Origin of the sequence: Lysobacter capsici (genome assembly GCF_018732085.1) — a bacterium.
In the GTDB taxonomy this organism is placed as follows: domain Bacteria; phylum Pseudomonadota; class Gammaproteobacteria; order Xanthomonadales; family Xanthomonadaceae; genus Lysobacter; species Lysobacter capsici_A.
Map to the genome: position 1 here is coordinate 3,416,372 of NZ_CP076103.1, position 24,426 is coordinate 3,440,797.

Annotated in this window: 21 protein-coding genes; 9 read left to right on the forward strand and 12 right to left on the reverse strand. The window is 65.7% G+C overall.

Annotated elements, in window-relative coordinates:
• Positions 1 to 31 precede the first annotated feature (31 nt).
• The 5 genes from KME82_RS14085 to KME82_RS14105 form a co-directional block, all read right to left on the reverse strand.
• Positions 32 to 811 carry a hypothetical protein gene (locus KME82_RS14085; RefSeq protein WP_215494612.1) on the reverse strand — a complete coding sequence of 260 codons (780 nt, stop codon included), beginning with the start codon at positions 809 to 811 and terminating at the stop codon, positions 32 to 34.
• A 286-nt stretch (positions 812 to 1,097) separates the two neighbouring features.
• The gene (locus tag KME82_RS14090) at positions 1,098 to 2,396 is read right to left on the reverse strand and encodes a peptidoglycan-binding domain-containing protein (RefSeq protein WP_252255325.1); all 1,299 of its coding nucleotides are present in this window, start codon (positions 2,394 to 2,396) and stop codon (positions 1,098 to 1,100) included.
• 78 nt (positions 2,397 to 2,474) lie between these two features.
• On the reverse strand, positions 2,475 to 3,224 hold the full coding sequence (locus tag KME82_RS14095; RefSeq protein WP_215494613.1) for a hypothetical protein: 750 nt from the start codon (positions 3,222 to 3,224) through the stop codon (positions 2,475 to 2,477).
• 361 nt (positions 3,225 to 3,585) lie between these two features.
• Entirely contained in the window at positions 3,586 to 4,131 is a 546-nt protein-coding gene (locus KME82_RS14100; protein WP_215494614.1) for a response regulator transcription factor, read from the reverse strand.
• Positions 4,128 to 5,336 (reverse strand): ATP-binding protein, encoded by a 1,209-nt coding sequence (locus KME82_RS14105; protein WP_215494615.1) that lies wholly within the window; start codon positions 5,334 to 5,336, stop codon positions 4,128 to 4,130. Before KME82_RS14105 ends, KME82_RS14100 begins: the two co-directional genes overlap by 4 nt.
• Positions 5,337 to 5,505: 169 nt before the next feature.
• Between KME82_RS14105 and KME82_RS14110 the strand changes: the two genes are divergently transcribed.
• Together KME82_RS14110 and KME82_RS14115 are read left to right on the forward strand one after the other, a co-directional pair.
• Positions 5,506 to 5,943, forward strand: coding sequence for a hypothetical protein (locus KME82_RS14110; RefSeq protein WP_215494616.1), 438 nt, complete (start codon positions 5,506 to 5,508; stop codon positions 5,941 to 5,943).
• Between the two features lie 408 nt (positions 5,944 to 6,351).
• The gene (locus KME82_RS14115; RefSeq protein ID WP_215494617.1) at positions 6,352 to 6,756 is read left to right on the forward strand and encodes a hypothetical protein; all 405 of its coding nucleotides are present in this window, start codon (positions 6,352 to 6,354) and stop codon (positions 6,754 to 6,756) included.
• A gap of 230 nt (positions 6,757 to 6,986) precedes the next feature.
• On the opposite strand, the gene KME82_RS14120 is transcribed toward KME82_RS14115, so the two are convergent.
• Complete coding sequence (locus KME82_RS14120) at positions 6,987 to 9,761, reverse strand: TonB-dependent receptor plug domain-containing protein (protein ID WP_215494618.1); 2,775 nt, start codon at positions 9,759 to 9,761, stop codon at positions 6,987 to 6,989.
• A gap of 478 nt (positions 9,762 to 10,239) precedes the next feature.
• Here KME82_RS14120 and KME82_RS14125 point away from each other — a divergent pair, with 478 nt between their 5' ends.
• Positions 10,240 to 12,009, forward strand: coding sequence for a DUF1800 domain-containing protein (locus tag KME82_RS14125; RefSeq protein WP_215494619.1), 1,770 nt, complete (start codon positions 10,240 to 10,242; stop codon positions 12,007 to 12,009).
• 24 nt (positions 12,010 to 12,033) lie between these two features.
• Entirely contained in the window at positions 12,034 to 13,479 is a 1,446-nt protein-coding gene (locus KME82_RS14130) for a DUF1501 domain-containing protein (protein WP_215494620.1), read from the forward strand.
• A 757-nt stretch (positions 13,480 to 14,236) separates the two neighbouring features.
• Here the strand turns inward: KME82_RS14130 and KME82_RS14135 are convergent.
• The gene (locus KME82_RS14135) at positions 14,237 to 15,154 is read right to left on the reverse strand and encodes a LysR family transcriptional regulator (RefSeq protein ID WP_215494621.1); all 918 of its coding nucleotides are present in this window, start codon (positions 15,152 to 15,154) and stop codon (positions 14,237 to 14,239) included.
• A gap of 159 nt (positions 15,155 to 15,313) precedes the next feature.
• On the opposite strand from KME82_RS14135, the gene KME82_RS14140 reads away from it, so the two are divergent.
• The 3 genes from KME82_RS14140 to KME82_RS14150 all read left to right on the forward strand — a co-directional run bounded on the left by KME82_RS14140 (position 15,314) and on the right by KME82_RS14150 (position 19,240).
• Complete coding sequence (locus tag KME82_RS14140; protein WP_215494622.1) at positions 15,314 to 16,075, forward strand: SDR family oxidoreductase; 762 nt, start codon at positions 15,314 to 15,316, stop codon at positions 16,073 to 16,075.
• 230 nt (positions 16,076 to 16,305) lie between these two features.
• Entirely contained in the window at positions 16,306 to 17,238 is a 933-nt protein-coding gene (locus KME82_RS14145; protein WP_215494623.1) for an SDR family NAD(P)-dependent oxidoreductase, read from the forward strand.
• Between the two features lie 832 nt (positions 17,239 to 18,070).
• Positions 18,071 to 19,240: a hypothetical protein gene (locus tag KME82_RS14150; RefSeq protein ID WP_215494624.1), complete on the forward strand. Its 1,170-nt coding sequence runs from the start codon at positions 18,071 to 18,073 to the stop codon at positions 19,238 to 19,240.
• Between the two features lie 506 nt (positions 19,241 to 19,746).
• Here the strand turns inward: KME82_RS14150 and KME82_RS14155 are convergent.
• The 3 genes from KME82_RS14155 to KME82_RS14165 form a co-directional block, all read right to left on the reverse strand.
• Positions 19,747 to 20,187 carry a hypothetical protein gene (locus KME82_RS14155; protein WP_215494625.1) on the reverse strand — a complete coding sequence of 147 codons (441 nt, stop codon included), beginning with the start codon at positions 20,185 to 20,187 and terminating at the stop codon, positions 19,747 to 19,749.
• Complete coding sequence (locus tag KME82_RS14160; protein WP_215494626.1) at positions 20,184 to 20,834, reverse strand: DUF5671 domain-containing protein; 651 nt, start codon at positions 20,832 to 20,834, stop codon at positions 20,184 to 20,186. The genes KME82_RS14155 and KME82_RS14160 overlap by 4 nt, the downstream gene beginning before the upstream one ends.
• Before the next feature lie 269 nt (positions 20,835 to 21,103).
• Positions 21,104 to 21,451, reverse strand: a complete 348-nt coding sequence (locus tag KME82_RS14165; protein WP_215494627.1) for a hypothetical protein — start codon at positions 21,449 to 21,451, stop codon at positions 21,104 to 21,106.
• A gap of 162 nt (positions 21,452 to 21,613) precedes the next feature.
• Between KME82_RS14165 and KME82_RS14170 the strand changes: the two genes are divergently transcribed.
• Together KME82_RS14170 and KME82_RS14175 are read left to right on the forward strand one after the other, a co-directional pair.
• On the forward strand, positions 21,614 to 22,135 hold the full coding sequence (locus tag KME82_RS14170; protein ID WP_215494628.1) for an outer membrane protein assembly factor BamE: 522 nt from the start codon (positions 21,614 to 21,616) through the stop codon (positions 22,133 to 22,135).
• 56 nt (positions 22,136 to 22,191) lie between these two features.
• Positions 22,192 to 23,307 (forward strand): DUF6973 domain-containing protein, encoded by a 1,116-nt coding sequence (locus KME82_RS14175; RefSeq protein ID WP_215494629.1) that lies wholly within the window; start codon positions 22,192 to 22,194, stop codon positions 23,305 to 23,307.
• A 93-nt stretch (positions 23,308 to 23,400) separates the two neighbouring features.
• On the opposite strand, the gene KME82_RS14180 is transcribed toward KME82_RS14175, so the two are convergent.
• Entirely contained in the window at positions 23,401 to 23,694 is a 294-nt protein-coding gene (locus KME82_RS14180) for a hypothetical protein (protein WP_215494630.1), read from the reverse strand.
• 100 nt (positions 23,695 to 23,794) lie between these two features.
• A complete protein-coding gene (locus KME82_RS14185) occupies positions 23,795 to 24,382 on the reverse strand; it encodes a hypothetical protein (protein WP_215494631.1) in 588 nt (195 codons plus the stop codon).
• Between the last annotated feature and the right edge of the window lie 44 nt (positions 24,383 to 24,426).

The following is a 24,426-nucleotide window of genomic DNA, read 5'->3' on the forward strand; positions in this document are numbered from 1 at the left end:
TGATCGGATCGGCCCGCCGGTGTGAATTTGTTTACTGCGCGCTGGGCTGATACTGGTTTTCGGTCGCCACGTAGCGGTACTCGAGCGCATCGGCCGGGCCGAGCGTGCGCACCTTGCCCGCCGCGACGATCCGGGTGCCGCTCATCGCGACATGGATCAACGGCAGGTCCTCGCCATGCGGTTCGAAACTCAGCGCGCCGAAACTGCGCGCGCACGGCTGCTGGTCGTCGTCTTCGTCGCAACTGGCGCCGTTGTCTTCGCCGGCGGCGACGCTGCCCAGGTAGCTCCAGTGGGTCGTGTTGGGATCGCGCAGGTCGGCCGGATCGAACGCGAACAGGTCGTACGCGTCCACGCGCACGCCGCCGCTCAGCGACCAGGTCGGCACCGCGAGCACGAACTTGCCGTCCGGGGTCTTGTAGGTCTGCGGCTTGCGCTTTTCGTCGATCGCGTTGCCGCGCTCGAACGCGCCGAAGGTGCCGATCGAGAACTCGGCCAGTTCGAACGCCCACGACCGCGCCGCGCCGGGATCGGCCAACGAGAACGTCGCCTGGCTCAGGGTGACCTGGGTGTCCGGCGTGGGATCGGCGTCCTTTTCCGCATCGTTGTATTTTTCCGGGGTTTCGGCGACGAAACCGGTGTAGTAGCCAACGCCGTCGAGTTCGAAGGCATGGCCGAACCAGAACGTGGCCACGCTGCCGTTTTCGATCTCGTAGGAGGCCGAGCCGTCGCCGGCGATGTCGTGGATGGCGTTGATCACCTCGCCCGGTGTCGGCGGCGTCGCGGCGGAAAGCATGTTGGCGATTTCAGACATGAAGAACATCCTGTTTTATGCGGTTTTTTGAACGACGCACGCGCGGGTTGAGGAGGCTTCGACCGGTTCGGCATACGCCGCGGATACGGTGATCGGAACAGCTCAAAGCCAGGCACAACGTGAGCGAGCGGTGCGGGCATGCGACGACGCGTAAGCGGCGGCGATCGAAACCCGATGGATTCAGGGGAAGAGGCGGACGACGGATTCGAACGGCTGACAGGTCACGCGGCGACGCGAACGTCGAGGCGGCACGATCGGCTGCGCGCAGGCAGCGGAGCGTTCCGCGCTACGTGCCGATGACCTTGCCGGGCTTGGGCTCTTGCGAGGCCTGAGCCTGTTGCGGCGCGTCCTGCTTGGCCTGGAAGGTCGACTGTTCGATCGGCTGGCTCGCCGCCTGCGCCGTATTGGCGTGGACACGAAGATGGCCGGGATCGTTCAAGGCGCCCTGTACCGCGAACAAGCCGGTGCCGTTGGCGGTCGGGACCACGTGATCGATCTTGCTCAGACCGCTCACCTTGGCCTCGTACGTCAACGTGCCCGCGGCACGCTCGAGGTCTTCGCGATTCTTGAACGCCTGCGGGCCGAGTTTCTCCAGCCCTTCGACCGCGCCCTTGAACATGCCGTGATCCGGGTGCGCCGGGTTCGACAACAGCGGCGTGCGCTCGGCCTGCTTCAACGCATCGAGCGTCTTCGGGCCGGCGATGCCGTCTTCCTTCAAGCCATGGGCCTTCTGGAACGCCTGCACCGCTTCCTTGGTGCGATCGCCAAAATCGGCGTCCGCGCTCAACGCACGTCCGTGCGCATCACGGTAGCCGAGCTTGTTGAGGCCTTCCTGCAGCGCGCGCACGTCCTGTCCGCGTTCGCCATGCTTGATCACGCCGTCGGCGGCCGCGTTGCTGCGGGCCGGCGTGGGTTTGGCGTCGTCCGGGGCCTGGTTGAGGCTCTTCGGATCGCGCGTCATGTACTGGTTCAGACCATCGCGGTTGCGCGTGATGTCGTGCAGATAGTCGTAATTGCTGGTGCCGTTGGCGTCGCGGATCGCGCGGCCGCCGGTGACGGCCGCCTTGGCGCCGCCGTAGCCGGCGATGTGGCGCGCCTTGAGGAAACCGGCCACGGTTTCGGCCTTGTCGTCCTCATGCAGCACGCCGTCCTTGATCGCCTGGCGATAGGACTTGTCGCTGTTGATCTTGAAGGCCTTGTCCTGCAGATCGCCGGAGGCCTTGTACTTGTCCAGGCTCAGGCCGTCTTTCCAGTTGTGGGAATCCTGGAGAAAACGCGACATGCCGCCGCTGCTCGCCCACTTCCACTCCGCCCCGCGCACTTTCTCGGGGTCGAAGCCGTCGTGTTTCATCGCAGCGTCGAGCTTGTGCTTGTCGACATAGCCGGCATCGGACAGCCAACCGGCTCCCGCCTGGTAGCGTCCTACATAGCCTTGCTTGTTGGTGATGGCCAGATCACCGCCGTTGCTCTCGGTCATAACCGTGGAAGCAACCAATCGTCGGGTCATCGCGGCATCCAAGCCGGCGATATTGCCCTGGTCGTACTCGTTGGCAGTGGCCACTGCCTTCTCTCGTCGATCAGCCATGACGCTGTCCTCTTGGATTGACGAAGTTATTGGGTTGTGTGGGTCTCCAGGAGACCGCGTGTCGCACCGCTTTGGGTCTTATGACTCCTTGCACCGCATCGAGGCGATCTTCTGCGTCGGGCGATTGGGGGTGAATTCGAAGGTCGTGGTGCCGGGGCCTTGATTGCCACCGTCGTCCACATAGCCTTCAGCATACACGATTTTTGCGTTTGTCAAACCCAGCTTGAAGAACTGGTTGGCCTGGGTGTTTTCGGCCGTGGTGCCGTAATCGAGCTCGCATTGGCCCGCGATCGGCTCGACCGTGGCGCCCGGCCCGAACTGGCGCTGCAGCACCTGCTGGTAGTCCTCGTTGGCGTAGAACTTGACCAAAGTCACGGAACGGACCTGGTCGGCGCTGCCGTTCAAGGTCACCCCGACCTCGCCTTCATTGGCCTGCTTGGTGCCGGCCTCGGCGCCGAGCTTGCCGTCGGGCACCTCGACCACGCCGAAGCCCGCGAGCAGCAGATTGCCGCTGCGATAGCGCGCGTTGTCGGGCGAATTGGAATCGGGATTGTCCTGCGGCGCGGGATCGCGCCACTGCACGCCGGCGGCGTGATCGAACCTCGACCAGGCCGCACCGTCTTTCGCGAGAAGTAGATCCAGTACACCTTCCAGCGGACTCATCTGCTGCTTTCCTTGCTGATCTGCGGCTGCCGGAGCGGCGGGAGACGGGGCCGGAGCGGCCGAAGAAGGGGCCACAGCCGCGTCCGGTGCCTTGTCCGGAGCTTGGCTACAGCCTACCACCAGCGACGTGGCGAGCATCAAGGCGAAATGCGCTGAGTACTTCATGGGGTCCTCGTGTGCGGATCGAACTGCGTTGCTCGTGCCTCAATAGCATAGACGGACGCGGTGGCGCTGGGTGAGGCCGACCGATTGGATGGTATGCGCGAGACGTGAAGATAAATGTCGTTCGCCGTGATCGTCGCACCGATGGTCGTCGCCAACGAGCAGGTTCGGATCGGTCCTCATTTCTTCACATGAATTGCAAGAAGCACTCGGCAACCGGTGTTGTTCCCTTTCGGACTCCCGCTGCGATGGGCTCTCAAGCTTGGGAGGACATCGCTTAAGCGTGGGCGGCCGTCCAGCAGTCAAACGATCATCGATCGATACCCAACTACTCCCTATAACGGCCACTCCTACATCGGCCGCCCTACCCCGGCCGCTCCCGCACCGGCCGCTTGGCCAAGCGCCGCTGCAAGGTGCGCCGGTCCACGCCGAGCACCCGCGCCGCCGCCGAGACGTTGCCGCCGCATTCGGCCAGCACGCGCTGCATGTGCTCCCAACCTTGCCGGCGCAGCGATGGCGGATCGCTCGGCGGCTCCGGCGGCGGCGTTTCCGGCGCGGATTCGAAGGCCTGCGTGAGCGCATCGATGTCGAACGGCTTGGGCAGATAGTTCCAGGCGCCTCGACGCATCGCATCGACCGCGGTGGCGATGCTCGCGTAACCGGTCGCGAGCACGATCCGCGCCCGCGGACGGCGCGCGAGCAGATCGCGGATCAGCAGCAGGCCGTTGTCGGCGCCGAGCTTGAGGTCCAGCACGATGCCCTCGGCGTCGAACTCCTCCAGCGCAGCCAGGGCGCTGGCCGCGTCGTGACGCGCCTGCACGGTGATGCCGCGCCGCTGCAACAGCCGCGCCAGCACCTGGCAAAACGCCAGGTCGTCGTCGATCAGCAGCATCGTCCCGGGCAGGCTCATGCCGGCGTCTCCACCAGCGGCAAGTCGACCTGGGTGACGCAGCCGCCGCCCTCGCGTTCGACCTGGCGCACCCGGCCGCGGCTGCGTTCGATGCTGGCCTTGGAAATCATCAGGCCGATGCCGAGCCCCGGCCCCTGGCTGTCGCGCCGTGGCAGCGCGGTGATGCGCGCCGGGCCCGCGCCGCGGTCGAGAATCGACACGATCAGCCAACCGTCGCGGACTTCGGTCGCGACCTCGACCGGTTCGTCGTGGCCGCGTCCGGCATTGGCGTCGGCGGCGTTGTTGATCAGATTGATCAGCGCCTGCGGCAACGCGGCGTCGACGCGGACCGCGCGATCGGCCGCGCCCGGGGTGAAGATCGCGCTGGCGTTAGGCCGCAACAGGCGCCAGCGGTCCACGCAGGCATGCACGAAGCTGTCGGCGGCTTCTACCGTGGACTCGCCGGCCGCGCCGCGGCGCGCCATGTCGGCCAGGGCACGCACGTGATCGCGGCAATGGCTCAGTTGCGAACGCAGCAGTTCGATGTCTTCGCGCGACGGGGTTTGTTCGCTGCCGATCCAGTCGTCGACCAGCAGGCTCATCGTCGCCAGCGGCGTGTTGAGTTCGTGCGCGGTGCCGGCCGCGAGCGAACCGAGCGCCGACAGCGATTCGTCGCGGATCGCGCGTTCGCGCGCTTCCGACAGGCGCCTGCGCTGATCGCGCACGATGGTCATGAACCGGCTCAGCACCACCACCATGATTCCGGCCGAGAGCAGGAAATTGACCCACATGCCGGTCACGTGCAGCTGGAAATCGCCGCCGTGGACGTGCGGCAACGGGATGTGGTGACGCAGCAGCCAGGTGTAGAGCGCCGCGGTCAACACGGTCAGGCCGAGCATCGGCGCGATCTCCAGGCCGATCGCCGCGACCGCCACCGGCAGCAGGTACAGCGACACGAACGGGTTGGCCGGTCCGCCGGAGTAATACAGCAACGCGGTCAGCGCGAGCAGGTCGACCAGCAGTTGCAGGACCAGCGTGCGGGTGCCGGCGTCGCGGTGGCGCAGCCACCACAGATGGCTGGCGAGGTTGAACACCAGCAGCGCGCCCGAGATCGCCAGCAACGGCCGCGCCGGCACCGGCAGGTTCAGCCGCTCCAGGACGAATACGACCGTGAGCATCTGCCCGGCCACCAACAGGTATCGCAGGTAGATCAGCAGTTGCAGCACGGGGTGGTCCGTCGGGCGTGAGGGCGGGATTATCGCACCCGCGCCGCATCTGGCCCGCCATTGTTGCGATGGCGATCACGCCGGCCTGCGACATTCGGACGCAGCCGCGGTTTTCGCGGCGGTATTCTCGTTCGGCCAGGGCCGTCTGGCGATCACAGGATCGGATCTCATGAAATCGAAGCTCATGAAAACAACGCGATGGACGCTCTTGAATACCTTGACCTGCGCCGCGCTCGCCCTCGCTGCATTGGGCACCAGCGCGCCCGCGCCGGCGCAACCCAATCCCACCGGCACGGTGCTGCACTGCTACGTCAGCCCGAACGATCAGCCGATGCCGCCGGGCAATATCGGCCGCTGCACCTCGTTCTATCCCAGCCCGCAGGGCTATGTCGCCGAATTCGAAATCCGCAATCTTCCTGCCGGCAGCTACAGCTTCGTATGGACCTCCGACCTGGGCGTGGTGCTGCCCTGCTCCACCGCGTACTGCAGCCAGCGCTATCGCGGCGACATGGCGGTGTTCGACTTCGTCACCGTGACCTATACCGATCTGGCTACCGGCGTGGCGAAGAGTGTCAGTCGAAGCGTCAGGATCGGCGGGCCGTTGTAGGGATTTTGGATTTTGGATTTGGGAATCGGGAATCGGGAATCGGGAATCGGTTGAAGCGTGACGTTGCGGCTCCGGTACCGCGCCATTCCTGCATGGCCCACCCGGCCTTTTGTGGCTAAAAAAAGCGGGCTCAGGCCCGCTTTTTCTTGGCGCGAATGACGTTCGCCTTGCGACATCGCCATCGATCTAACCGCGGCGATCGGCTATTCATGCGCATATCTTCGCGGCACGGCATCGCAGGGCACGATCGGTTCCACTGCGTTCTTCGCAATCGTGGCGCCTGTCACCCCGACAGTTCGCGTGCCACGCGACAGCCCGGCGTTATCCTCGCCCGGCCAGGTTCCTCTGGCGATCACAGGATTGGATCTCATGAAATCGAAGCTCATGAAAACAAACGGATGGACGCTCATGAACACGCTGTTGTGCGGCGCGCTCGCCCTCGCCGCGGTCGGCTCCAGCGCCATCGCTCCCGCGTCGGCGCAATCGTTCCCGAGCGGGCCGGTATTGCACTGCTACATCAGTCCGAACGATCAACCGATGCCGCCGGGCAACCTCGGTCGCTGCGCATCGTTCTCGCCCGGCCACAGCAGCTACCGCGCCGACTTCGAAATCCGCAATCTGCCGGCCGGCAGCTACACCTATGCGTGGACTACCGAGATGGGCATGGTGCTGCCCTGCACCACCTCGCGCTGCAGCGTGACCTACCGCGGCAACATGTCGGTCTCCGACATCGTCAACGTGACCTACACCAACCAGGCCACGGGCGTGGCCAACACGCTCAGCCGCAGCGTGCAGATCAACGGGCCGCTGTAACCCGTAACGGCGCTCCCAACGGAAAAAAGCGGGCCTACCGCACCCGCTTTTTTTCATGTATCGCACAAAGCGAAAAACAAAAAACAAAAACTCCCTCTCCCGCTTGCGGGAGAGGGCTGGGGTGAGGGCCGCACAAAGCCACGCACCTGCGCAAACCTCGCAGCGCCCCATGGGACATCGCCCGGACTAAGAACCGGCGCGACCAACACCACGCCGACCCACCTCATCCGTCAATTGAACTTGTAATTCGCCTCCAGCCAGAACTGACGCCCATACGGATCGTAATTACCGACCGGATAGAACGGCCAACCACCGCCGCTGCGATCGGCCGGCGGCCGCGAATCGCGCAGGTTGTTGACGATCAACGACACACTGGCCTGATCGCTCAGGCGATACGACACGCTGCCGTTGTAACGGGTGTACGGCGCGATGCGGCCACTGCCGTCGCCGTTGGGCAGGCTGCCGTAACGCAGCGCGGTGAGGTTGCTGTTCCAGCGGCCGATGTTCCAGCCCAGGCTCGCGTTGACCTTGCTGCGCCAGTCGGTGTAATCGAGCGAATTGCGCACGTCGATCTTGGGATCGTCGGAGAATTGCTGATAGTCGTGCTTGAGCACCAGGGTGTAACCCACCCGCGTGTTGAAATCGCCGAACCGGCCGGCGCTCCAGCGGAAATTGCTCTTCAGGTCGATGCCGTCGGTGCGCTCGGCAGCGGCGTTGATCGCGTTGATCAGCACCCGGCGCACCTGGTCGGGCTGCACCGGCGCATCGGGCGGGTTGCGGATCACCCGGCTCAGCACGTCGCGGCAGTTCGGCGAATTGATGTCGCGCGGCTCGCCGCCGATGGTCTGGCCCAGGCGGCAATCGGCTTCCTCGCGCAGGATGCGGCTGCTGCTCAGATTGGTGACCTGATCGTCCAGGCGGATGCTGTAGTAATCCACGGACACATCGAAACGATCCGACGGCGACCAGACGATGCCGAAGCCGTAGGACTTGCCGTTTTCCGGCTTGAGGTCGGGATTGCCGGTGCTGGTGTAATCGATCGCCAGGCCCGAGTAGTCGCAATCGTCGAAGTCCTGGCCGGCGGTGCGGCAGCGCCAGTAATCGGTCATGCCGGGGTTATAGCCGCGGGTTTCGGCGGCGAAGATGTAATTCATGTCCGGCGCGCGGAAACTGGTCGCGGTGGTCGCGCGCAGCAGCAGGCTTTCGATCGGGCGGAATTCCAGGCCGACGTTCCAGGTCGCCTTGCCCGACTTGCGGCCGGCGAAACGGAAATCGTCGTAGCGCACGGCGGCCGACGCGGTCAGTTTGCTGAAGATCGGCACGCTGATTTCCGCGCCGATCGCGTAGCGATCGCGTTCGCCCGAGGCGCTCACGCCCGCGGTGGTGTTCCAGAACGTGCCGTCGCCCAGGCGCGGATCGGGCAAGTTGCGATAGCCCTGGTTGCCGGCCTCGATCACCCCGGCGAAACCGACCGGACCGGCCGGCAGGTCGAACAAGTTGCCGTTGACGGTGAAGCTCAGGTTCTGGATCCACGCGGCGTTGTCGCTTTCGTAGAAACCGGTCAGGCGCTGGTAGTCGGCCGGGGTCAGCGGCGTGTACAGGCGCGCCGGATCGGGGTTGTAGATGCCGATGCCGGCCGAGGTCGTGCCCAGGCGCGGGCCGAGGTAGAACTCGTTGATGCCCGACAGGAACTGGCGGCGCTTGGTCAGGTTCTGATAGCGGCCGCGGTTGTAGGCCAGTTCGTAATCCCAATCGGATTCGCCCAAACCGCCGCGCACGCCGGCGCTGAACGACCACGAGCGCTCCAGGAAGCGGTTGTTGTTGGCGTGGGCCGAACCGATTTCCTCCGGCGCGATGCGGCGGTACCAGATCTCGTTGAGGCCGGTGGCCTGGTTGAGGAAATAGTTGTTGTCCGAGGTCCAGCTCGGCGCGCGGGTGTTGTTCTCGATGCTGGAAATGCCCAGTTGCAGATCGGCGAACACCTCGGTGCGATCGGACACGTGCCAGGTCAGCGAGCCGTAGGCGTCGGCGTTCTTCTTCTGCGTCTGCACCGTCCAGAATGCCGGCGAGGCTTCGTTGCTGCCGCAGTACCAGCCCTGGCGCGGGTTGTTCACGCGCTCGGTGGAGCCGTGATACAGCCCGCCGAGGTTGGCGCAGTTCGCGCCCGGATCGATGAAGCCGTTGGTGCGCGCGTTGCGGCGGAAACCGACCTGGGTCGGCGGCAGCGGATCGCCGGCCGGCTTGTCGAGCAGCGAATCCATGAAGTCGCGTTGATCGCCCCAGATCGCTTCGCGATGCGACAGCTCGATGCCGTACACCGCATCGATGCGATCGTTGGAATAACCGCTGACCACTTGCAGGCGCTGGTTCTGGCCGCCGCCGGCCTCGGTGCCGCCGACGCGCAGATTGATGTCGGTGCCGTCGAACTTGTCCTGCAGGATGATGTTGACCACGCCGGCCACCGCATCGGAGCCGTACACCGCCGAGGCGCCGCCGGCCAGCACTTCGATACGCTTGATCAAGGCGCTGGGGATGTTCGCCAGGTTGACCACGTTGACCGAGCCTTCGTAGGCCAGCGGGTAATCGGCCAGGCGCCGGCCGTTGACCAGCACGAGGGTGTGATTGGGGCCGAATCCGCGCAGATTGATGGTATTGGCCGCGGGCGTGAAGGTGTTGCCGAAGTCTTCGCCCTGCACCGAGCCGGTGTTCTGGGTCAACGCGCTGATCGCGTCGAACGCGCTGCGATAACCCTGCGCATCGATGTCCTGCTTGGTGATCACGGTGACCGGCGACGGCCCTTCCAACGTCGCGCGCGGGATGCGCGAACCGGTCACCACGACCTGATCGAGCAAGGTCGCCGGCTGGCCGTTGTCCGACGCGGCCTGGGTGGGCGTGCGCTCTTTGGCCGTCTGCGCCTGAGCGACGGCGGAAGCGAAAAAGGCCGGCAGGGCCAATGCGACGAAGACGGTCAGCGGACGGCGTCGCAGCCGTGAAATGGCATGCATGGATATTCCTTCGAAAGGGAGAATTCGCGCCGGCGGGTTGTGATCCCCACACCCGCCGTCGCGACGTTGCACGCATCTTTGTTGCCCCGCAGCAAACGCAGAAATGAAGGCGCGGCATCTGCATATGGCGACGGGGCATTTGTGCTGCGCGTTGCAGTCTGCCGAACACGCCGCAGCGGGCCTGTGCGCGCGGACACGAATCGCGGCGCGGACGCGGACGCGATGCGCGCGCCCAAGCCGACACAATCGGCAAACCGACACAGTGCGCGATTCGACCCGCGCGCACTGCCGGCGTGATCGAGCGCACGCACGACCCGTTATGCGCGACCGCGAAGCTGTTTCACCCGCGCCCATCGCGTTGAGAACAGTGACGCAGCGCATGCCGATGCGCGGCGATCTGTGACGCAGCCGGGGCTTTGCCGCTTGCGGGCCGGCATAAGCTCGCGCTCCCCGAGCCACCACAACAAAGGAGTGCGCCATGACCCGCTCCATGTCCGCGTCCGAACAAGCGGCGATCCGCAGTCATCTGTTGCAGCGCTATGGCGCGCTCGGTCGCGCCACGCCGTCGAAGGCGGCGCGCAGCAAGCTCGACAGCGCCATGGACAGCGCGCGCGTCACCGCGCCCGATCCGCAGGCCTGGCCGGTCATGCCGCTGCCGCTGGACCTGCCGCGTCCGTCGCTGGCGATCCGCGTGCTCGGCAATCTGAGCTACGGCGCCACCCCGCAATCGATCGCGCAGTTCAACGCGCTCGGCAGCACCGACGCGCAACGCCTGGCCAACTACGTCGATTGGCAGCTCGACTGGGCCGCGATCGACGACAGCGCGGTCGAAACCCGTCTGACCAACGCCGGCTACACCACCCTGGGCAAATCGCTGACCCAGTTGTGGAACGATCACGTCAAGGCCGATCCCGCCTACGAAGTGCGCATGCGTCCGGCCTGGGAAGCGCAGCGCGCCGCGTTGGTGCGCGCGGTCCATTCCAAGCGCCAGCTGCGCGAGATCATGGTCAATTTCTGGCACGACCATTTCAACGTCACCGCCAGCGATTACGACGCCGGCCCGGTGTACGTGAGCTATCAGCGCGACGTGCTGCGGCCGCAGGCGTTCGGCAACTTCCGGGTCATGCTCGAGGAAGTCGCCAAGAGCACCTCGATGCTCTACTACCTCGACAACGCATCGAACACCCGTGCCGGCCCGAACGAGAATTTCGCCCGCGAACTGCTCGAACTGCACACGCTCGGCGCCGAGCATTACCTGGGTTTCATGGACCCGTTCCAGGTGCCGCCGGATGCGGAAGACCCGAGTTATCCGGCCGGTTACACTGACATCGACGTGTACGAAACCGCATCGGCCTTCACCGGTTGGTCGGTCAAGAACGGGCATTGGCAATACCCGGCCGAGAACGACGGCAACTTCGTCTATCGCCAGGCCTGGCACGACGCCGGTCCGAAGTTCCTGCTCGGCCGCATGCTCTATCCCGAGCAGCCGGCGCTGAAGGACGGCCGCGACGTGCTCGATCGCCTCGCCAGCCATCCGGGCGTCGCCCGCTTCATCTGCAAGAAAATCATTCGCCGCTTCGTCAGCGATACGCCCGATCCGGCGCTGGTCACCAGCGCGGCGACGATCTTCCGCCAGAACTGGCGCGCGGCCAACCAGATCGAACTGACCCTGCGGCATATCCTCACCTCGAATGCGTTCGCGCAGACCTGGGGCGCGAAATCGCGGCGGCCGTTCGAAGCGGTGGCCGCGGCGATGCGCGCGCTCGGCAGCGACTGGACGCTCAACGTCGGCACCGCCAAGAGCGACGAATTCGCCTGGCGCATGGGCTTCACCGGCCACGCGCCCTACGACTGGCCGGCGCCGAACGGCTATCCGGACACGCAACAGGCGTGGTCGGGTTCGAGCAGTTACGCGATGACCTGGAAGATCCTCAACTGGCTGACCGAAACCAGCGACAACGCCGTGCCGCTGGCGCCGATCCTGGCGACCACGCGCGCGCAGGTGCCGTCGTGGACCGCGACCAAGCTGGTCGACTTCTGGTGCCTGCGCATTCTCGGCTACGCGCCGACCGCGGCGCGGCGCCAGACCCTGATCGCGTTCATGGCCCAGAACGGCGACCCGGCCAGCTACGTCATCACCGACACCAACACCTGGGCCGCGACCGATCTCAAGCGGCACTACAACCAGGAACGTCTGCGCAGCATGGTCTCGCTGATCCTGATGTCGCCCGAATTCCTCAGCCGCTAGCCGTAACTCAGCCAGGAAGCCGACATGACCCTGACCCGACGCGAATTCCTCAAAGGTACTTGCGCCACCGCCGCCGCAGGCGCGGTGGGCGGACCCGCCCTGCTGTTCGCCGATTCCGCCATCGCCGCGCCCAACGGCCACGACACCGTCGTGCATCTGTTCCTGCGCGGCGGCCTGGACGGACTCAACCTGGTGGTGCCGATCGACGGCGCCGACCGCGGTTTCTACGAGCAGGCGCGGCCGAACCTGGCGATCGCCGCGACCGGCGCGTACGGCGCGTTGCCGCTCACCCTCGCCAGCGGCGCGGGCACCGGCTTCGGCCTGCATCCGTCCGCGAGCGGCCTGCGCGATCTGTGGAACGCCGGGCACCTGGGCATCGTGCATGCCTGCGGCCTGTTGACCAGCGTCACCCGCAGCCACTTCGACGCGCAGTTGTACATCGACCTGGGCACGCCCGGGCAACAGGGCATCGGCAGCGGCTGGCTCGCGCGGGCGATGAACACTCAGCCGAATTTGAACGGCGCGGAAAAACTGCCGGCGCTCGGCGTCGGCGCGCGTCAACCGGTCGGGCTGCTCGCCTCGGTGCAGGCGCTGACCATGGCCAGTCCGTCGGACTTCGCGCTCAATGCAGGCGCCTGGTCGTGGCAGACCGTGCGCGCGGGCGCGCCGACCGGATTCGCCGGACTCAACGAAACCCTGGCCGCGTTGTGGAACGGCAGCACCGCGCTGGAACTGGGCGGACAACGCGCCGATCGCGCCTTGAAGGTGATCGCGCAGCAGACTTACAGCGCACCGCCGACCGGCTGGCCGACCGGCGCGTTCGCGCAGCAGATGTGGACGATCGCGCAATCGGTCCAGTTCAACCTGGGCCTGCATTACGCGACGCTCGACCTGGGCGGCTGGGATACCCACGACGGCCAGGGCACGGCCGGCAGCGGCTATCACTACTACCAGAACAAGATCGCCGAACTGTCGCAGGCGCTGTCGGCGTTCTACGCCGCGCTCGACGCCAGCGGCCATGCCGGACGCGTGACCGTGGTGGTGCAGTCCGAATTCGGCCGGCGCGTGCGCGCCAACGCCAACGGCGGCACCGACCATGGCTACGGCAATCCGGTGTTGGTGTTGGGCGGCGCGGTCAACGGCCGGCGTTTCTACGGTTCGTGGTCGGGCCTGGATCCGGAAATCCTGTCGCCGCATTTCGGCGATGTGCCGGTCACCACCGATCATCGCCAGGTGTTGTCGGAGTTGCTCGTCAAGCGCATGGGCAATGCGAATCTGTCGACGGTGTTTCCTGGATACAGCGGCTATGCGCCGTTGGGGATCGTGCGCGATTTCGGCACGGTGGCCAAGCCGATGCCGGGCATTTCGACGGAGCTTCGGGCGCGGTCGGCGATGGCGGCGCAGCCGAGGGTGGATGATCCGGATTTGCTGGATCGGTTGATGCGGTATGTGCGCGAGTTGGTGGACTGAGGTCCGGCGCGATACTTCCGTTCTGGTCTTGATGGGCCGCTAGCTAGCTAGCTGTGGCTGTGGTTTTGGCTTGCGCCCCGTTTCCCGCAGTACATCCAGCGCTGCGGCGCAAAGAACTCGCGTTAGCAAAAGCACACCCGGAGGGCGGCGTGCAGGATGCACGCCGTGCGCCACCGGGACATGGATGTCCCGTGTGGCGCATGCCTGCGCAAGCACCGATCGTGCGGCTCTTGATTCGAAACAGGAACGCCTTTTTCTTTGGTGACTTTCTTTTGTGGCTCTGGACAAAAGAAAGTTACCCGCCGCTTTAGTGGCGGAAGCTTTTGACCCTGCTGGCAGCTCTTGAAGCTTTAAAGTCTTTGAAGCAAAGACAAGATCAACAGCTTTCGTCCGCAAGCGGCCGAGTTACTTTCTTTTGTCAAAAGCGACAAAAGAAAGGTAACCAAAGAAAAACGCTTTTTTTGTGAATCAAAGGCCCGCAAGAGCGATGCCGACGCAGGCACGCGCCACACGGGACATCCATGTCCCGGTGGCGCGCGGCGCGCATCCATGCGCGCCGCCCTCCGGGTGTGCTTTTGCTAACGCGAGTTACAAGCCTCGCAGTGCTGGAAGTGATCTGGGAAATCGGGACCCGAGCCAAACTAGAAGCAAAGGCAACGACGAAGGCGATGGCGATGGCGATGGCGATGGCGATGGCGACAATTGGACGATATCGCGACGGCACAAGAAACAATGCGCGTCCACCAATCGGCAACGACTACACCAACGCCGCAGAACTCCCAAACCTGTCCGCAAACACCCCCGACACCCAATCCACAAACACCCTCACCCGCGGCGACAACTGCCGATGCTGCGGATACAACACCGACACCGGCACCCCCGGGCTAGCGAAATCGCTCAACACCTCGACCAGACGCCCGTCGCGCAGATACGTCTCGACCCCATGCCGCGGCAACTGGATCAACCCGCAGCCGCGCAACGCCGCGGCGGTGTAGCAGGCCGCGTCGTTGACGCTGATCCACGAACTGAGCTGGTACTCGCGCAATTGCCCGTCCACGGTCAGTTCGAACGGATAACGCAGATCGCGGTTGCTGGCGAAAAAACCGACCGCCTGATGCGCCGACAAGTCGTCCGGATGCCGCGGCGTGCCGAAGTTCTGCAGGTACTCGGGGCTCGCGCACACCACTTCGGGCATCGTCGCCAGACGTTTGGCGATCAGCGAGGAATCGCGCGGATTGCCCGAACGCACCACGCAGTCGATACCTTCGCGGACCAGGTCGACCAGGCGGTCGCCGCTGCTGATCACCAGGTCGATATGCGGATAGCGCGCGCGGAATTCGTTGATGCGCGGCAGGATGATGCCGGTCGCGTGGGTACCGTGGAGGTCCAGGCGCAGGCTGCCGCGCGGGTTGCTCGCGAGCGAACGCAGCGCCGACTCGGCGTCGTCGAGTTCGGCCAACACGTGCATGCAGCGCTCGTAATAGGCCTGCCCGTCCAGGGTCGGGCGCACCTGACGGGTGGTGCGTTCGAGCAGGCGCACGCCCAGACGGGCTTCCAGTTCCTTGATCGCGTGGGTCGCGGTGGCGCGCGGCAGGTCCAGCACCGCCGCGGCGCGGGTGAAGCTGCCCAGTTCGACGATGCGGGTGAACAGGCGCAAGGCCTCGAAACGGTCCATGACGGCTCCCGGGCTACCCAGCGGGCGGCCATTGTTGGCGATTGTTGAATTGTATTGCCAATCGCGCCTTATTTATCCAGACACGCGCAACCAGCAGACTGTGTCCATCGCGGAACCCCATGGCATCCCGCCAAGCCCGCCCTACCCCGGAGAGCCGTCATGACCACTCAATCGTCCACTCAAACCGTAGCCACGAAGGCCGCCTTGGTCACCGGCGCCTCGCGCGGCATCGGCCGCGCCATCGCCCTGCGCCTGGCCGCCGACGGCTATGCGGTGGTGATCAACTACGCCGGCAACGCGGCCTCGGCCGATGCGGTGGTCGCGCAGATCGAAGCCAACGGCGGCCGGGCGATCGCCGCCCAGGGCGACGTCGCCGATCCGGCCGACATGCAGCGCGTGTTCGAACTCGCGCTGCAGACCTACGGCCGTCTGGACGCGGTGATCAACAGCGCCGGCGTGATGCCGTACGTGCCGATCGCCGGCGGCGATCTGGGCGAATTCGACCGCGTCATCCACACCAACCTGCGCGGCAGTTTCATCGTGCTCGGCCTGGCCGCGCAGCACCTGGGCGACGGCGGCCGCATCGTCGCGGTGTCGACCAGCGTGATCGGCAAGGCGTTTCCGAACTACGGCCCGTACATCGCGTCCAAGGCCGGTGTCGAAGGCCTGGTCCACGTGCTCGCCAACGAACTGCGCGGCCGCAACATCACCGTCAACGCGGTCGCGCCGGGACCGGTCGGCACCGAGCTGTTCTTCAACGGCAAGACCGAAGAGCAGATCGCCCATTTCGTCAGCCTCGCGCCGCTCGAACGCCTCGGCCAACCCGAGGAAATCGCTTCGGCGGTTGCGTTCCTGACCGGTCCGGACGGCAGTTGGGTCAACTCGCAGGTGCTGCGGGTCAATGGCGGCTACGTGTTCTGATTTCGTGCGCGCGGCGCGCGTGGATGTCGCGCCGTGGGACGGGCTTCGGGTCGACCGGGCCGCGGTGATCTGAGACGAAAGCGTCGGGCCTGAAGGCCCTCCCACAAAAAAATCCGCAGTACCTCGCGAGGCGGCCGCGTCCGCTTCGCCGCGACTGAATTTTCGTCGCGAATCGATCCCTTTCCCTCACTCCCGGGCGCCCTCACGGCGCCCGCCAGCGGAGCTTTGCCATGAACCAGCCGCAGATCGTCCTCATCACCGGCGCCTCCAGCGGGTTCGGCGCCCTCGCCGCGCGCGCCCTCGCCCACGCCGGCCACACCGTCTACGCCAGCATGCGCGAAACCGGCGGCCGCAATGCCGCCCAGGTCGAGGCGGCGCATCGTTATGCCGACGATCATCGAGTCGACCTGCGCACGCTCGAACTCGACATCGCCTCGCAACCCTCCGCCGACGCCGCGATCGCGCAGGTCGTCGCCGCCCACGGCCGTCTCGACGTGTTGATCCACAACGCCGGCCACATGGTGTTCGGTCCGGCCGAAGCGTTCACGCCCGAGCAGTTCGCCCAGCTCTACGACAGCAACGTGATCGGTGCGCAGCGGGTCAACCGCGCCGCGTTGCCGCAGTTGCGCGCGCAGCGTCGCGGCCTGTTGCTGTGGGTGTCGAGCAGCAGCAGCCGCGGCGGCACGCCGCCGTACCTGGCGCCGTACTTCGCCGCCAAGGCGGCGATGGATTCGCTCGCGGTCAGCTACGCCGGCGAACTCGCGCGCTGGGGCATCGAAACCTCGATCGTCGTGCCTGGCGCCTTCACCTCGGGCACCAATCATTTCGCCCATGCCGGCACCCCGGCCGACGGCGCGCGACTGGCCGACTACGACACCGGCCCGACCGCCGGATTCGGCGAGGAAATCCTGCGCAAGCTCGCCGGCAGCGTGCCCGAGGACGCCGACGTGGCCAGCGTGGCCGATGCGATCGTCGCGATCGTCGGCGCGCCTTACGGCCGGCGTCCGTTCCGTGTCCACATCGATCCGGCCAGCGATGGCGCGGAGGTGGTCAATGCGGTGGGCGATCGGGTTCGCGCGGAATTTCTGCGTCGGGTTGGTCTGGGCGACTTGCTTGCGCCGCGGATGGGTCGAGCTGCATCCGTCGATTCCGACGCGAAGTGAAGTGACTCGTTATCGCATTTTTTGTATTTCCCATCGCGATAACGATTGCCTCAAACATTGGCCCTGACCTTGCTGGTGGCTTTGGCTTGAGCCCGAAGCCGCGCAGTTCATCCAGTGCTGCGACGCTTCCAACTCGCGAGAACAAAAGCACACCCGGAGGGCGGCGCACATGGATGTGCGCCGTGCGCCACCGGGACAGGATGTCTCGTGTGGCGCATGCCCGCGTCGGCACCGATCGTGCGGCTCTTGATTCGAAACAGGAACGCCTTTTTCTTTGGTGACTTTCTTTTGTGGCTCCGGACAAAAGAAAGTTACCCGCCGCTTTAGTGGCGGAAGCTTTTGATGTTGCTTCAAGCTTTGAAGCTTCAAGCTTTCAAGCCAAAGGCAAGATCAACAGCTTTCGTCCGCAAGCGGCCGAGTTACTTTCTTTTGTCAAAAGCGACAAAAGAAAGGTAACCAAAGAAAAACGCTTTTCTTTGAATCAAAGGCCCGCGCGTGCGGTGCCGACGCAGGCATGCGCCACACGGGACATCCTGTCCCGGTGGCGCACGGCGCACATCCATGTGCGCCGCCCTTCGGGTGTCCCTTTTCTCTCGCGAGTCAATGGCTTCGCAGCGCTGGAAGGTAGCCTCTGCTTCAGACTCGAGCCAGAGCTAGAGCCGAGAGCCAGCCTCACATCGGTGTGGCCGACTAATGGACTCCCGCCCAGCATCCCTACCCGCGACGCAACCCCGTCAGCCTGACCCGACCCAACCGGCAATCGGACGGCACACGCACACACCCCCAATCGCTTCTATGATCCGCCGATCACCTCGACGGAACGATATCGACCATGAGCGACACCACCCGGCACGGACGCATTGTGATCTGGCTGCTCGCCCTGGCCGCGACCGCGGCCGGCATGTACTACTGGGGACGCCGCAGCGGCGAACAGCAACTCGGCGCGCGCGCGCCGGCCGCCGAAGTCGCCGCGCAGGGTGGCAGTCGCAACGCGCCGACCGGCGCTGCCGGATCGGCCCCGGCGACGATCCCCCGCTACACCGGCACCGCGGCCCGGCCGCTGCCCTCGCTCGACACCCCGCTGCGGCTGGTGCTGCCGGAACTGCAACGCCGCGCCGCCGACGAGCCGGCCGCGGCCTGCCGCCTCGCCGCGGAAATGGAGTATTGCGACGGTCTGCGCCAACGCCTGTCCGGGGCCGAGAACAATCTCGACAACCTCGAACGCCAGCTCGAACGCATGCCCAACGACACCGCGCAACAGCGCGAGCAACGCCAGCGCATGGCCGACGGCTACCAGTCGATGACCGAAAAACTGCTGAGCCAATCCGAACACTGCGCGCAGGTGCCGCCGATCACCCCCGAACAGCGCACCGGCTATTGGCGCCGCGCCGCGCTCGCCGGCCATCCGGCGGCGATGCGCCACTACGCCAGCGGCAACGCCTTCCGTTTCCCGCAACTGCTCGACAACCTGCCGGCGCTCGCGGTGTACCGCAACGAGGCCGAATCGGTCGCGCGCGCAGCCGCCGAACGCGGCGACTCGCGCATGATCGCGTCGCTGGCCTATGCGTATTCGCCGGGCCGCGACAGCGGCCGTCGGAGTCTGCTGAGCCAGGCGGTGCAGCCCAATCCGGTCGAATCGCTGAGCCTGTTCCTGCAATTGCGCGATTCGCTGCCGGCGCCGCAACCCGGGGCGACGCCCGAACCGGTTGCGCCCGGCGGCGGCTGGCGCGGCGGTGGCGGGCGGCGCGGGTTCGGTGGGGGCGGCGGCTTCGGCAGCCTGCCGCCGCGCGAGGCGATCGATGCGCAGATCAATGCGCTCAGCCGCGATCTGTCGCCCGAACAGGCCAGTCAGGCGCGCGCGACTGCGGCTGAGCGCGCGCAGAGCTGGACTGCGCCGGCTGCGGCCACTGCGCCGGCAGCCGCCGGGGCGCCGCCTTCGCCGATGTTTCTGTTTCAGGGGGCGGTGCCGGATGTGCAGCGGCAGGAATGTGGGCCGACCTGAAGCGCGATGCTTGATATCGGTCGCCAAAAGCTCTGGGCGTCCAGGGCTTTCTAGCCTTGAAAGCCTTGAAAGCCTTGAGAGCCTTGAGAGCCTTGAGAGCCTTGAGAGCCTTGAGAGCCTTGAGAGCCTCGAAGCTTGAAGCAACATCAACAGCTTCCGCCGCTGAAGCGGCGGGTCACTTTCTTTTGTCTAAAGCAACAAAAGTCCGTCTGGATTCGCTTCGGTCAAAAGGTAACCAAAGAAAAACGCTTTTCTTTGAATCAAAGGCCCGCGCATGCGGTGCTTACGCGGGCACGCGCCACACGGGACATTCATGTCCCGGTGGCGCGCGACGCGCATCCCTGCGCGTCGCCCTTCGGGTGTGCTTTTGCTAGCGCGAGTTACAAGCGTCGCAGCACTGGGAGGTAGGCGTGGCTTCCCACTCAAGCCAAGCAAAACCAAACCTAGGCAGATTGCGTTGACGCTGCGATCGACTCGGGAACGGTACCAACCGTCCCCGTGCCTGCTCAAGGCTTTGCCGCGGACGCATCCAGTTCGTAGCAATGATCGCCGGCCGGATGACGCCACTGCGTGCCCAGCCACGGTGTCGGATCGCGCATCTGTGTCGGTCCTTGCGCGGTGTCGGTGGCGAACCTCGCGCACAGGCGGAAATGCCCGTCCTGGCCCGGCTGATAGGCATACGGCGCGGTCGTGTCCGGGTCGCTGATCGCCAGCGACAGGCCCGGCTGCGCCGCCAGTCTGGCCAGGTCCGGCGGCAAGGCCTTGTGTGCGTCGAAATAGCTGCGCAGTTCCTGATCGATACGGCTCAGATCCTGCACCCGTCGCTCATCCAGGCGCATCTGCCGCTGCGCGCCCGGCCCGCCCATCTTCACCACCGCCATCGCGATCGCCGCGATGATCACCGCTGCGGCCGCGATCAGCAGCCCACGTCCGACCGATGCGCTCATGCCTGACTCTCCTCGCGACGCAGATCCCACAGGTAATAGCCGAACACGGTGCCGGCGATCACCGCCACCACCAACACCTTCAGCACGAAGCGCACGCTCAATTCGCCGCCGAGCAGGTTGTAGACCAGCGAGGTCATGTCGCCGATCAGCACCGCCGCGGCGATGAACAAGGTCAGGTACGTCAACCATCGCCGCACCGGCGACAGGCGCTTGATCGGGTAGCGGGCGACATCGCGCGCGACCCGGTGCGAAACGAACGCGAACACCGGGAACGCGATCACCAGCGCCGACACCGACCAGCGCAGCGAATCGGCGGCATTGCGATACCACAATCCGTAGCTGCTGTCGGCCGGGTCCGGCCAACCCAGGTTGATCAGATCGAACAGCAGGCTGCCCAGGTGATAGGCGACGAAGTACAGGGTCGAGAACATCACCAGATAGGCGAAGGCCTCGCGCGCCGACAGCGAAGCGCGCGGCTTCGGCACCGGCACCACGAAATCGACATCGGCGTAAGCGTCGAGCGCGCCGCGGGTCTGCTCGGGACTCCAGCCCGCCGCCGCCAGCGCCTGCGCGGTCGCCTGTTTCGATTGCCCACGTAACAGGGCTTCGCGTACGAAGCCGTCCAGTTCCAGACTTGCCGAGGCCATGCGGGCGACTCCATTGAGTGACGCCCGGAATCTAACAGCAAGCCGACGCGGTTCGCGGCGCGTCGCCGAGGTAGCGCGGAACGCTACCTGGCGGATACAGGCGGACTACGTTCTGGCGGGATGCCGAACGCATGGATCGGCCAGTGCGTTGCGCGCCTTGCGCCTCATCGCAACAGGCGTCTGGCACAATCCACCGGCGTGACCGCCGCCGGCTGCCGCGCGTACGCGCCGCTGTACGCCAGTACGTATCGAAAGGGCGAACACCGCCGTCAGCGCTCGCGCGCGGCGAATCGAGCGTCATACGCATCCGATTCGGCCCGGTATTCGGCCGACCATTCCAGCAGGTCCGGCCGTTTCAGCCAGTACGACTCGCCGACGATGCGCAGCATCGCCCAGTGCCATGCAGGGTCGTGGAACACCAGCCCGCGTAAATGTTTCCCGGCCGGCTCGCAGGGATAGAACGACCGCGCGGCCTCGCGCGCATCGGACGGCAACAGGCCTGCGTAGGCGACAAGGCACCACGCATACATGTGCCGCTCGCTTTCGAGGTAATCGAGGTATTCCTGCTCGGTCAAATTGGCTTCGATGACGGCATCTCGGGCGCGTGTGGCGAACATTGTGAACGAAGCCGGCGCGCGCCTTGGCGCTGCCGCCGCGGTGCGCATTCCCCAATCCGCGCGGCCGATCCATGCCGGCCATCGCAAAACGGCAAAAACGCGGTCTTCGCCTTGCTCCGGCCAGCCGGGTCGACGGGCCGCGCGCCGCGCCCGGCGCTGATCATGAACGCGGAAAACCTGTGTTATGTTCGCGCCCAGCCGCACTTAACCCGGATCGAGACGGCCGCGAATGTGACAAGGACCCCGTTGACCACGCGCCTGTTCCACCCTGCCGCCACGACCGCGCCGCCCACTGCGCGATCGCGCCGCGCACTGCCGTCCCTGCAACTCCGATCCGTGCGCGCAAGCGCGCTGCGCTGCGCCGTGCTCCTTACCTTTTTCCTATCGGCCTGCACCATGCAAACCACTAGCTCATTCGATTCCGCCAGCTGGAAATCCCAACGCGGCGCCGACGCCCAGGACAACCGGCGCGGGACCATGGTCGCCGCGCTGGAAAAATCGATCGCGGTCGGCATGTCGCGCGAGCAGGTGCTCGCCCTGCTCGGCGAACCCGACTCCACCGATGCGGCCACCTCGACCGATATATACGAACTCGGCGTGGCCCAGTACGGCGTCGACGAAGAGTTCTACCAAATCCAGTACCAGGACGGGAAAGTCGCCTCCCATCGCTGGGGCCGGCGCTGAGCCGCGCCGCCACTCATACGACCGACGCATACGACTGAACAATCAGGGAGCCTGCCATGCCGACCCGGCCCGATCTGGCGAACGTGCGCACCACCTACCAAGTCGCCGACGATCAGATGATCGATTACCGGCCGCGCTTGTACGGCGCGGTCGATATCCCGTTCACCGATTCGGTCAAGGTCACCAAGACCGAAGGCGCCCTGCTCGATAAGCTCACCCAGGATCACGGCCTGATGGGGCTGAAGGATTTCGACGGCATCCGCAAGCTGGCTTTCAGCGAAGGCGTCGCGCGTTTTCCCGACAATCCGCTGCCGGCCAACATCCCGCCGGACCGCGCGCGCGAATGGCAAGGCAACGACGGCCACCGCGACGCCTTCCGCCATGCGTTCTGGAACGCGCAGATGGCGCAGAAGTACGGTTCGCAATGGTCCGAGGCCTTCGCCACCGCGCACGAAGGCGTGCCGGGCAACACCGCCAATCGCGAAGCGATGGATCTGTACAACAACCAGATCGGACGCTCGATCGGCGCCGGCCATCCCAATGCCACGCCGAAGGAACTCGCCGATCTGGTCGAGCAATCCTTGAACCAGGGCAAGCTGGTGGTGATCGATCGCAACGGCCAGCTCGAATGGAGCGACCGGGTCGCCAAGGGCCAGCACGGACTCGCGCCGGACGAAGTGATCGGGCCGCATCTGCGCACGCCCGGGGTCGTGTCCACCGACACCTCGATCAGCGCCAACACCGCGCCGGCCGCGCCCGGCCAGCCCGAAACCCGCCTGGCCGCGGCCGACCCGTCCGGCAGCGTCGAACGGATGCGTCAGGACCCGATGTACGCGCAAGTGGTCGCGGCGATGGAGGCCAAGGGCCTGCGCGACGAGGGCCTGGCCGCGAACTTCTATGCCGGCGCGACCCGCGAGGGCCTAACGGCGGTCGCGAGCATCGAGATCGGCAAGCCGGTCAACGACGCCCGCGGCCAACCCGACCGCAACTACTTCGTGATGGAAGGCGGCAGCGCCGGCCCGCTCGGCCCGGCGCATGCGCGCGTCAGCGAGAACGAAGCGCGTGGCACCTCGGTGCAAGTGGCCGCCAACAACGCCGAGCAAGCGCGTACCCAGCAGGTAGCGGCGGCCGATCAGCAGCAAGAGCGCAAACCGGTTTCGATGAACGTCTGAGTCGCTCGGCCACGTCCGATGGCGTGGCGGGGCCGGGTGTTTCGAGCCCCGTGGCCGCGTCGTCGCCGCCGTCGAGTCTTGCCGCCACCGAACCTAATTGAACGCCCGGCCCGAGCACGCACTGATCTGGCTGTCCGCGTAGCCCGACGCCCGCAACTGCGCATACGAAGCCGGCGTCATATCGGCGAAGGTCGCCATCGGCCGGGCGCAACCGGGACAGGCGAATGCGATGACCTCGGGCCGTCGCAGATCGACCATCTCGCCGGTTTCGTCGCACACGCCGAACAGTTCACGGCACTGAGGACAGCATGCGAGGACCAAGGCGCCTTCGCCGCGGCAGCACGGGCAGCGTGGCCGCTTCAAGATGTAGTGGGTGATTTCACTCATGACGATCCAATGGAATCCCGAACGCGGCCGATGCAGATTCGTTCGCGAGCGAACGCCGCCGCCAAGCAGCGCAACGCCTTCAGGTTGCCCGCGCAATGATTCATCGCGTGCGCGGCGGCCTGATCCACTTCAACGGAAGGCTGGCGCGGATGGCGGTAAAACAATCCGACCCTTCGCGCCCGGAAACAAACGTATCCAGACAAGCCGCGCGATCGCTGTACCGCACCGCCGAGGGTTCGACAGGCTGCAGATCCCCGGAGAAACGATGGTTCAGCAGAACCAGCGCCGCGCCGACCAGGGCAACGCATTCGGGCATGATCGCCGCCGCCGGCGGCATGTCGAAATGCATCGGGCAATCGACGGCGACCGCGGCGTCGTTGGATCGCAGGTCGCGTTCGGAAGCGGCGGCCACGTCGTAGACATCGCAGAAATCGCTGTTTTCCTTGCTGCATGTTCCGCTGGAATCGAAGTCCGGCGTGGTGGCGCAGCCCGAAACCGAGAGCATCGCAAGCAGTGCCCAAGGCATGCGCTTGCGCATCGAGGCCGCACCGGGCGATTCGAAGCGCAAGCGAGCGATCAGTCGATTCGGTGGTGCGCTGCCCGGTGCGGATTTCATGGGGTGCATTCCGATTGCATGAGAGCCGAAGCGGCAACGACCGACAGCATCGATTCGGTCCGCCAGATTCATCGCCGGTCATCGCCCGAGCGATCGCCCTGCCCGTTCGATCGGCG

Coding starts and splice junctions, on each gene's coding strand:
- KME82_RS14085 (WP_215494612.1), bottom strand. CDS start 811: ATGTCTGAAATCGCCAACATGCTTTCCGCCGCGACGCCGCCGACACCG.
- KME82_RS14090 (WP_252255325.1), bottom strand. CDS start 2,396: ATGGCTGATCGACGAGAGAAGGCAGTGGCCACTGCCAACGAGTACGAC.
- KME82_RS14095 (WP_215494613.1), bottom strand. CDS start 3,224: ATGAAGTACTCAGCGCATTTCGCCTTGATGCTCGCCACGTCGCTGGTG.
- KME82_RS14100 (WP_215494614.1), bottom strand. CDS start 4,131: ATGAGCCTGCCCGGGACGATGCTGCTGATCGACGACGACCTGGCGTTT.
- KME82_RS14110 (WP_215494616.1), top strand. CDS start 5,506: ATGAAATCGAAGCTCATGAAAACAACGCGATGGACGCTCTTGAATACC.
- KME82_RS14115 (WP_215494617.1), top strand. CDS start 6,352: ATGAACACGCTGTTGTGCGGCGCGCTCGCCCTCGCCGCGGTCGGCTCC.
- KME82_RS14120 (WP_215494618.1), bottom strand. CDS start 9,761: ATGCATGCCATTTCACGGCTGCGACGCCGTCCGCTGACCGTCTTCGTC.
- KME82_RS14125 (WP_215494619.1), top strand. CDS start 10,240: ATGACCCGCTCCATGTCCGCGTCCGAACAAGCGGCGATCCGCAGTCAT.
- KME82_RS14130 (WP_215494620.1), top strand. CDS start 12,034: ATGACCCTGACCCGACGCGAATTCCTCAAAGGTACTTGCGCCACCGCC.
- KME82_RS14135 (WP_215494621.1), bottom strand. CDS start 15,154: ATGGACCGTTTCGAGGCCTTGCGCCTGTTCACCCGCATCGTCGAACTG.
- KME82_RS14140 (WP_215494622.1), top strand. CDS start 15,314: ATGACCACTCAATCGTCCACTCAAACCGTAGCCACGAAGGCCGCCTTG.
- KME82_RS14145 (WP_215494623.1), top strand. CDS start 16,306: ATGAACCAGCCGCAGATCGTCCTCATCACCGGCGCCTCCAGCGGGTTC.
- KME82_RS14150 (WP_215494624.1), top strand. CDS start 18,071: ATGAGCGACACCACCCGGCACGGACGCATTGTGATCTGGCTGCTCGCC.
- KME82_RS14155 (WP_215494625.1), bottom strand. CDS start 20,187: ATGAGCGCATCGGTCGGACGTGGGCTGCTGATCGCGGCCGCAGCGGTG.
- KME82_RS14160 (WP_215494626.1), bottom strand. CDS start 20,834: ATGGCCTCGGCAAGTCTGGAACTGGACGGCTTCGTACGCGAAGCCCTG.
- KME82_RS14165 (WP_215494627.1), bottom strand. CDS start 21,451: ATGTTCGCCACACGCGCCCGAGATGCCGTCATCGAAGCCAATTTGACC.
- KME82_RS14170 (WP_215494628.1), top strand. CDS start 21,614: ATGAACGCGGAAAACCTGTGTTATGTTCGCGCCCAGCCGCACTTAACC.
- KME82_RS14175 (WP_215494629.1), top strand. CDS start 22,192: ATGCCGACCCGGCCCGATCTGGCGAACGTGCGCACCACCTACCAAGTC.
- KME82_RS14180 (WP_215494630.1), bottom strand. CDS start 23,694: ATGAGTGAAATCACCCACTACATCTTGAAGCGGCCACGCTGCCCGTGC.
- KME82_RS14185 (WP_215494631.1), bottom strand. CDS start 24,382: ATGAATCTGGCGGACCGAATCGATGCTGTCGGTCGTTGCCGCTTCGGC.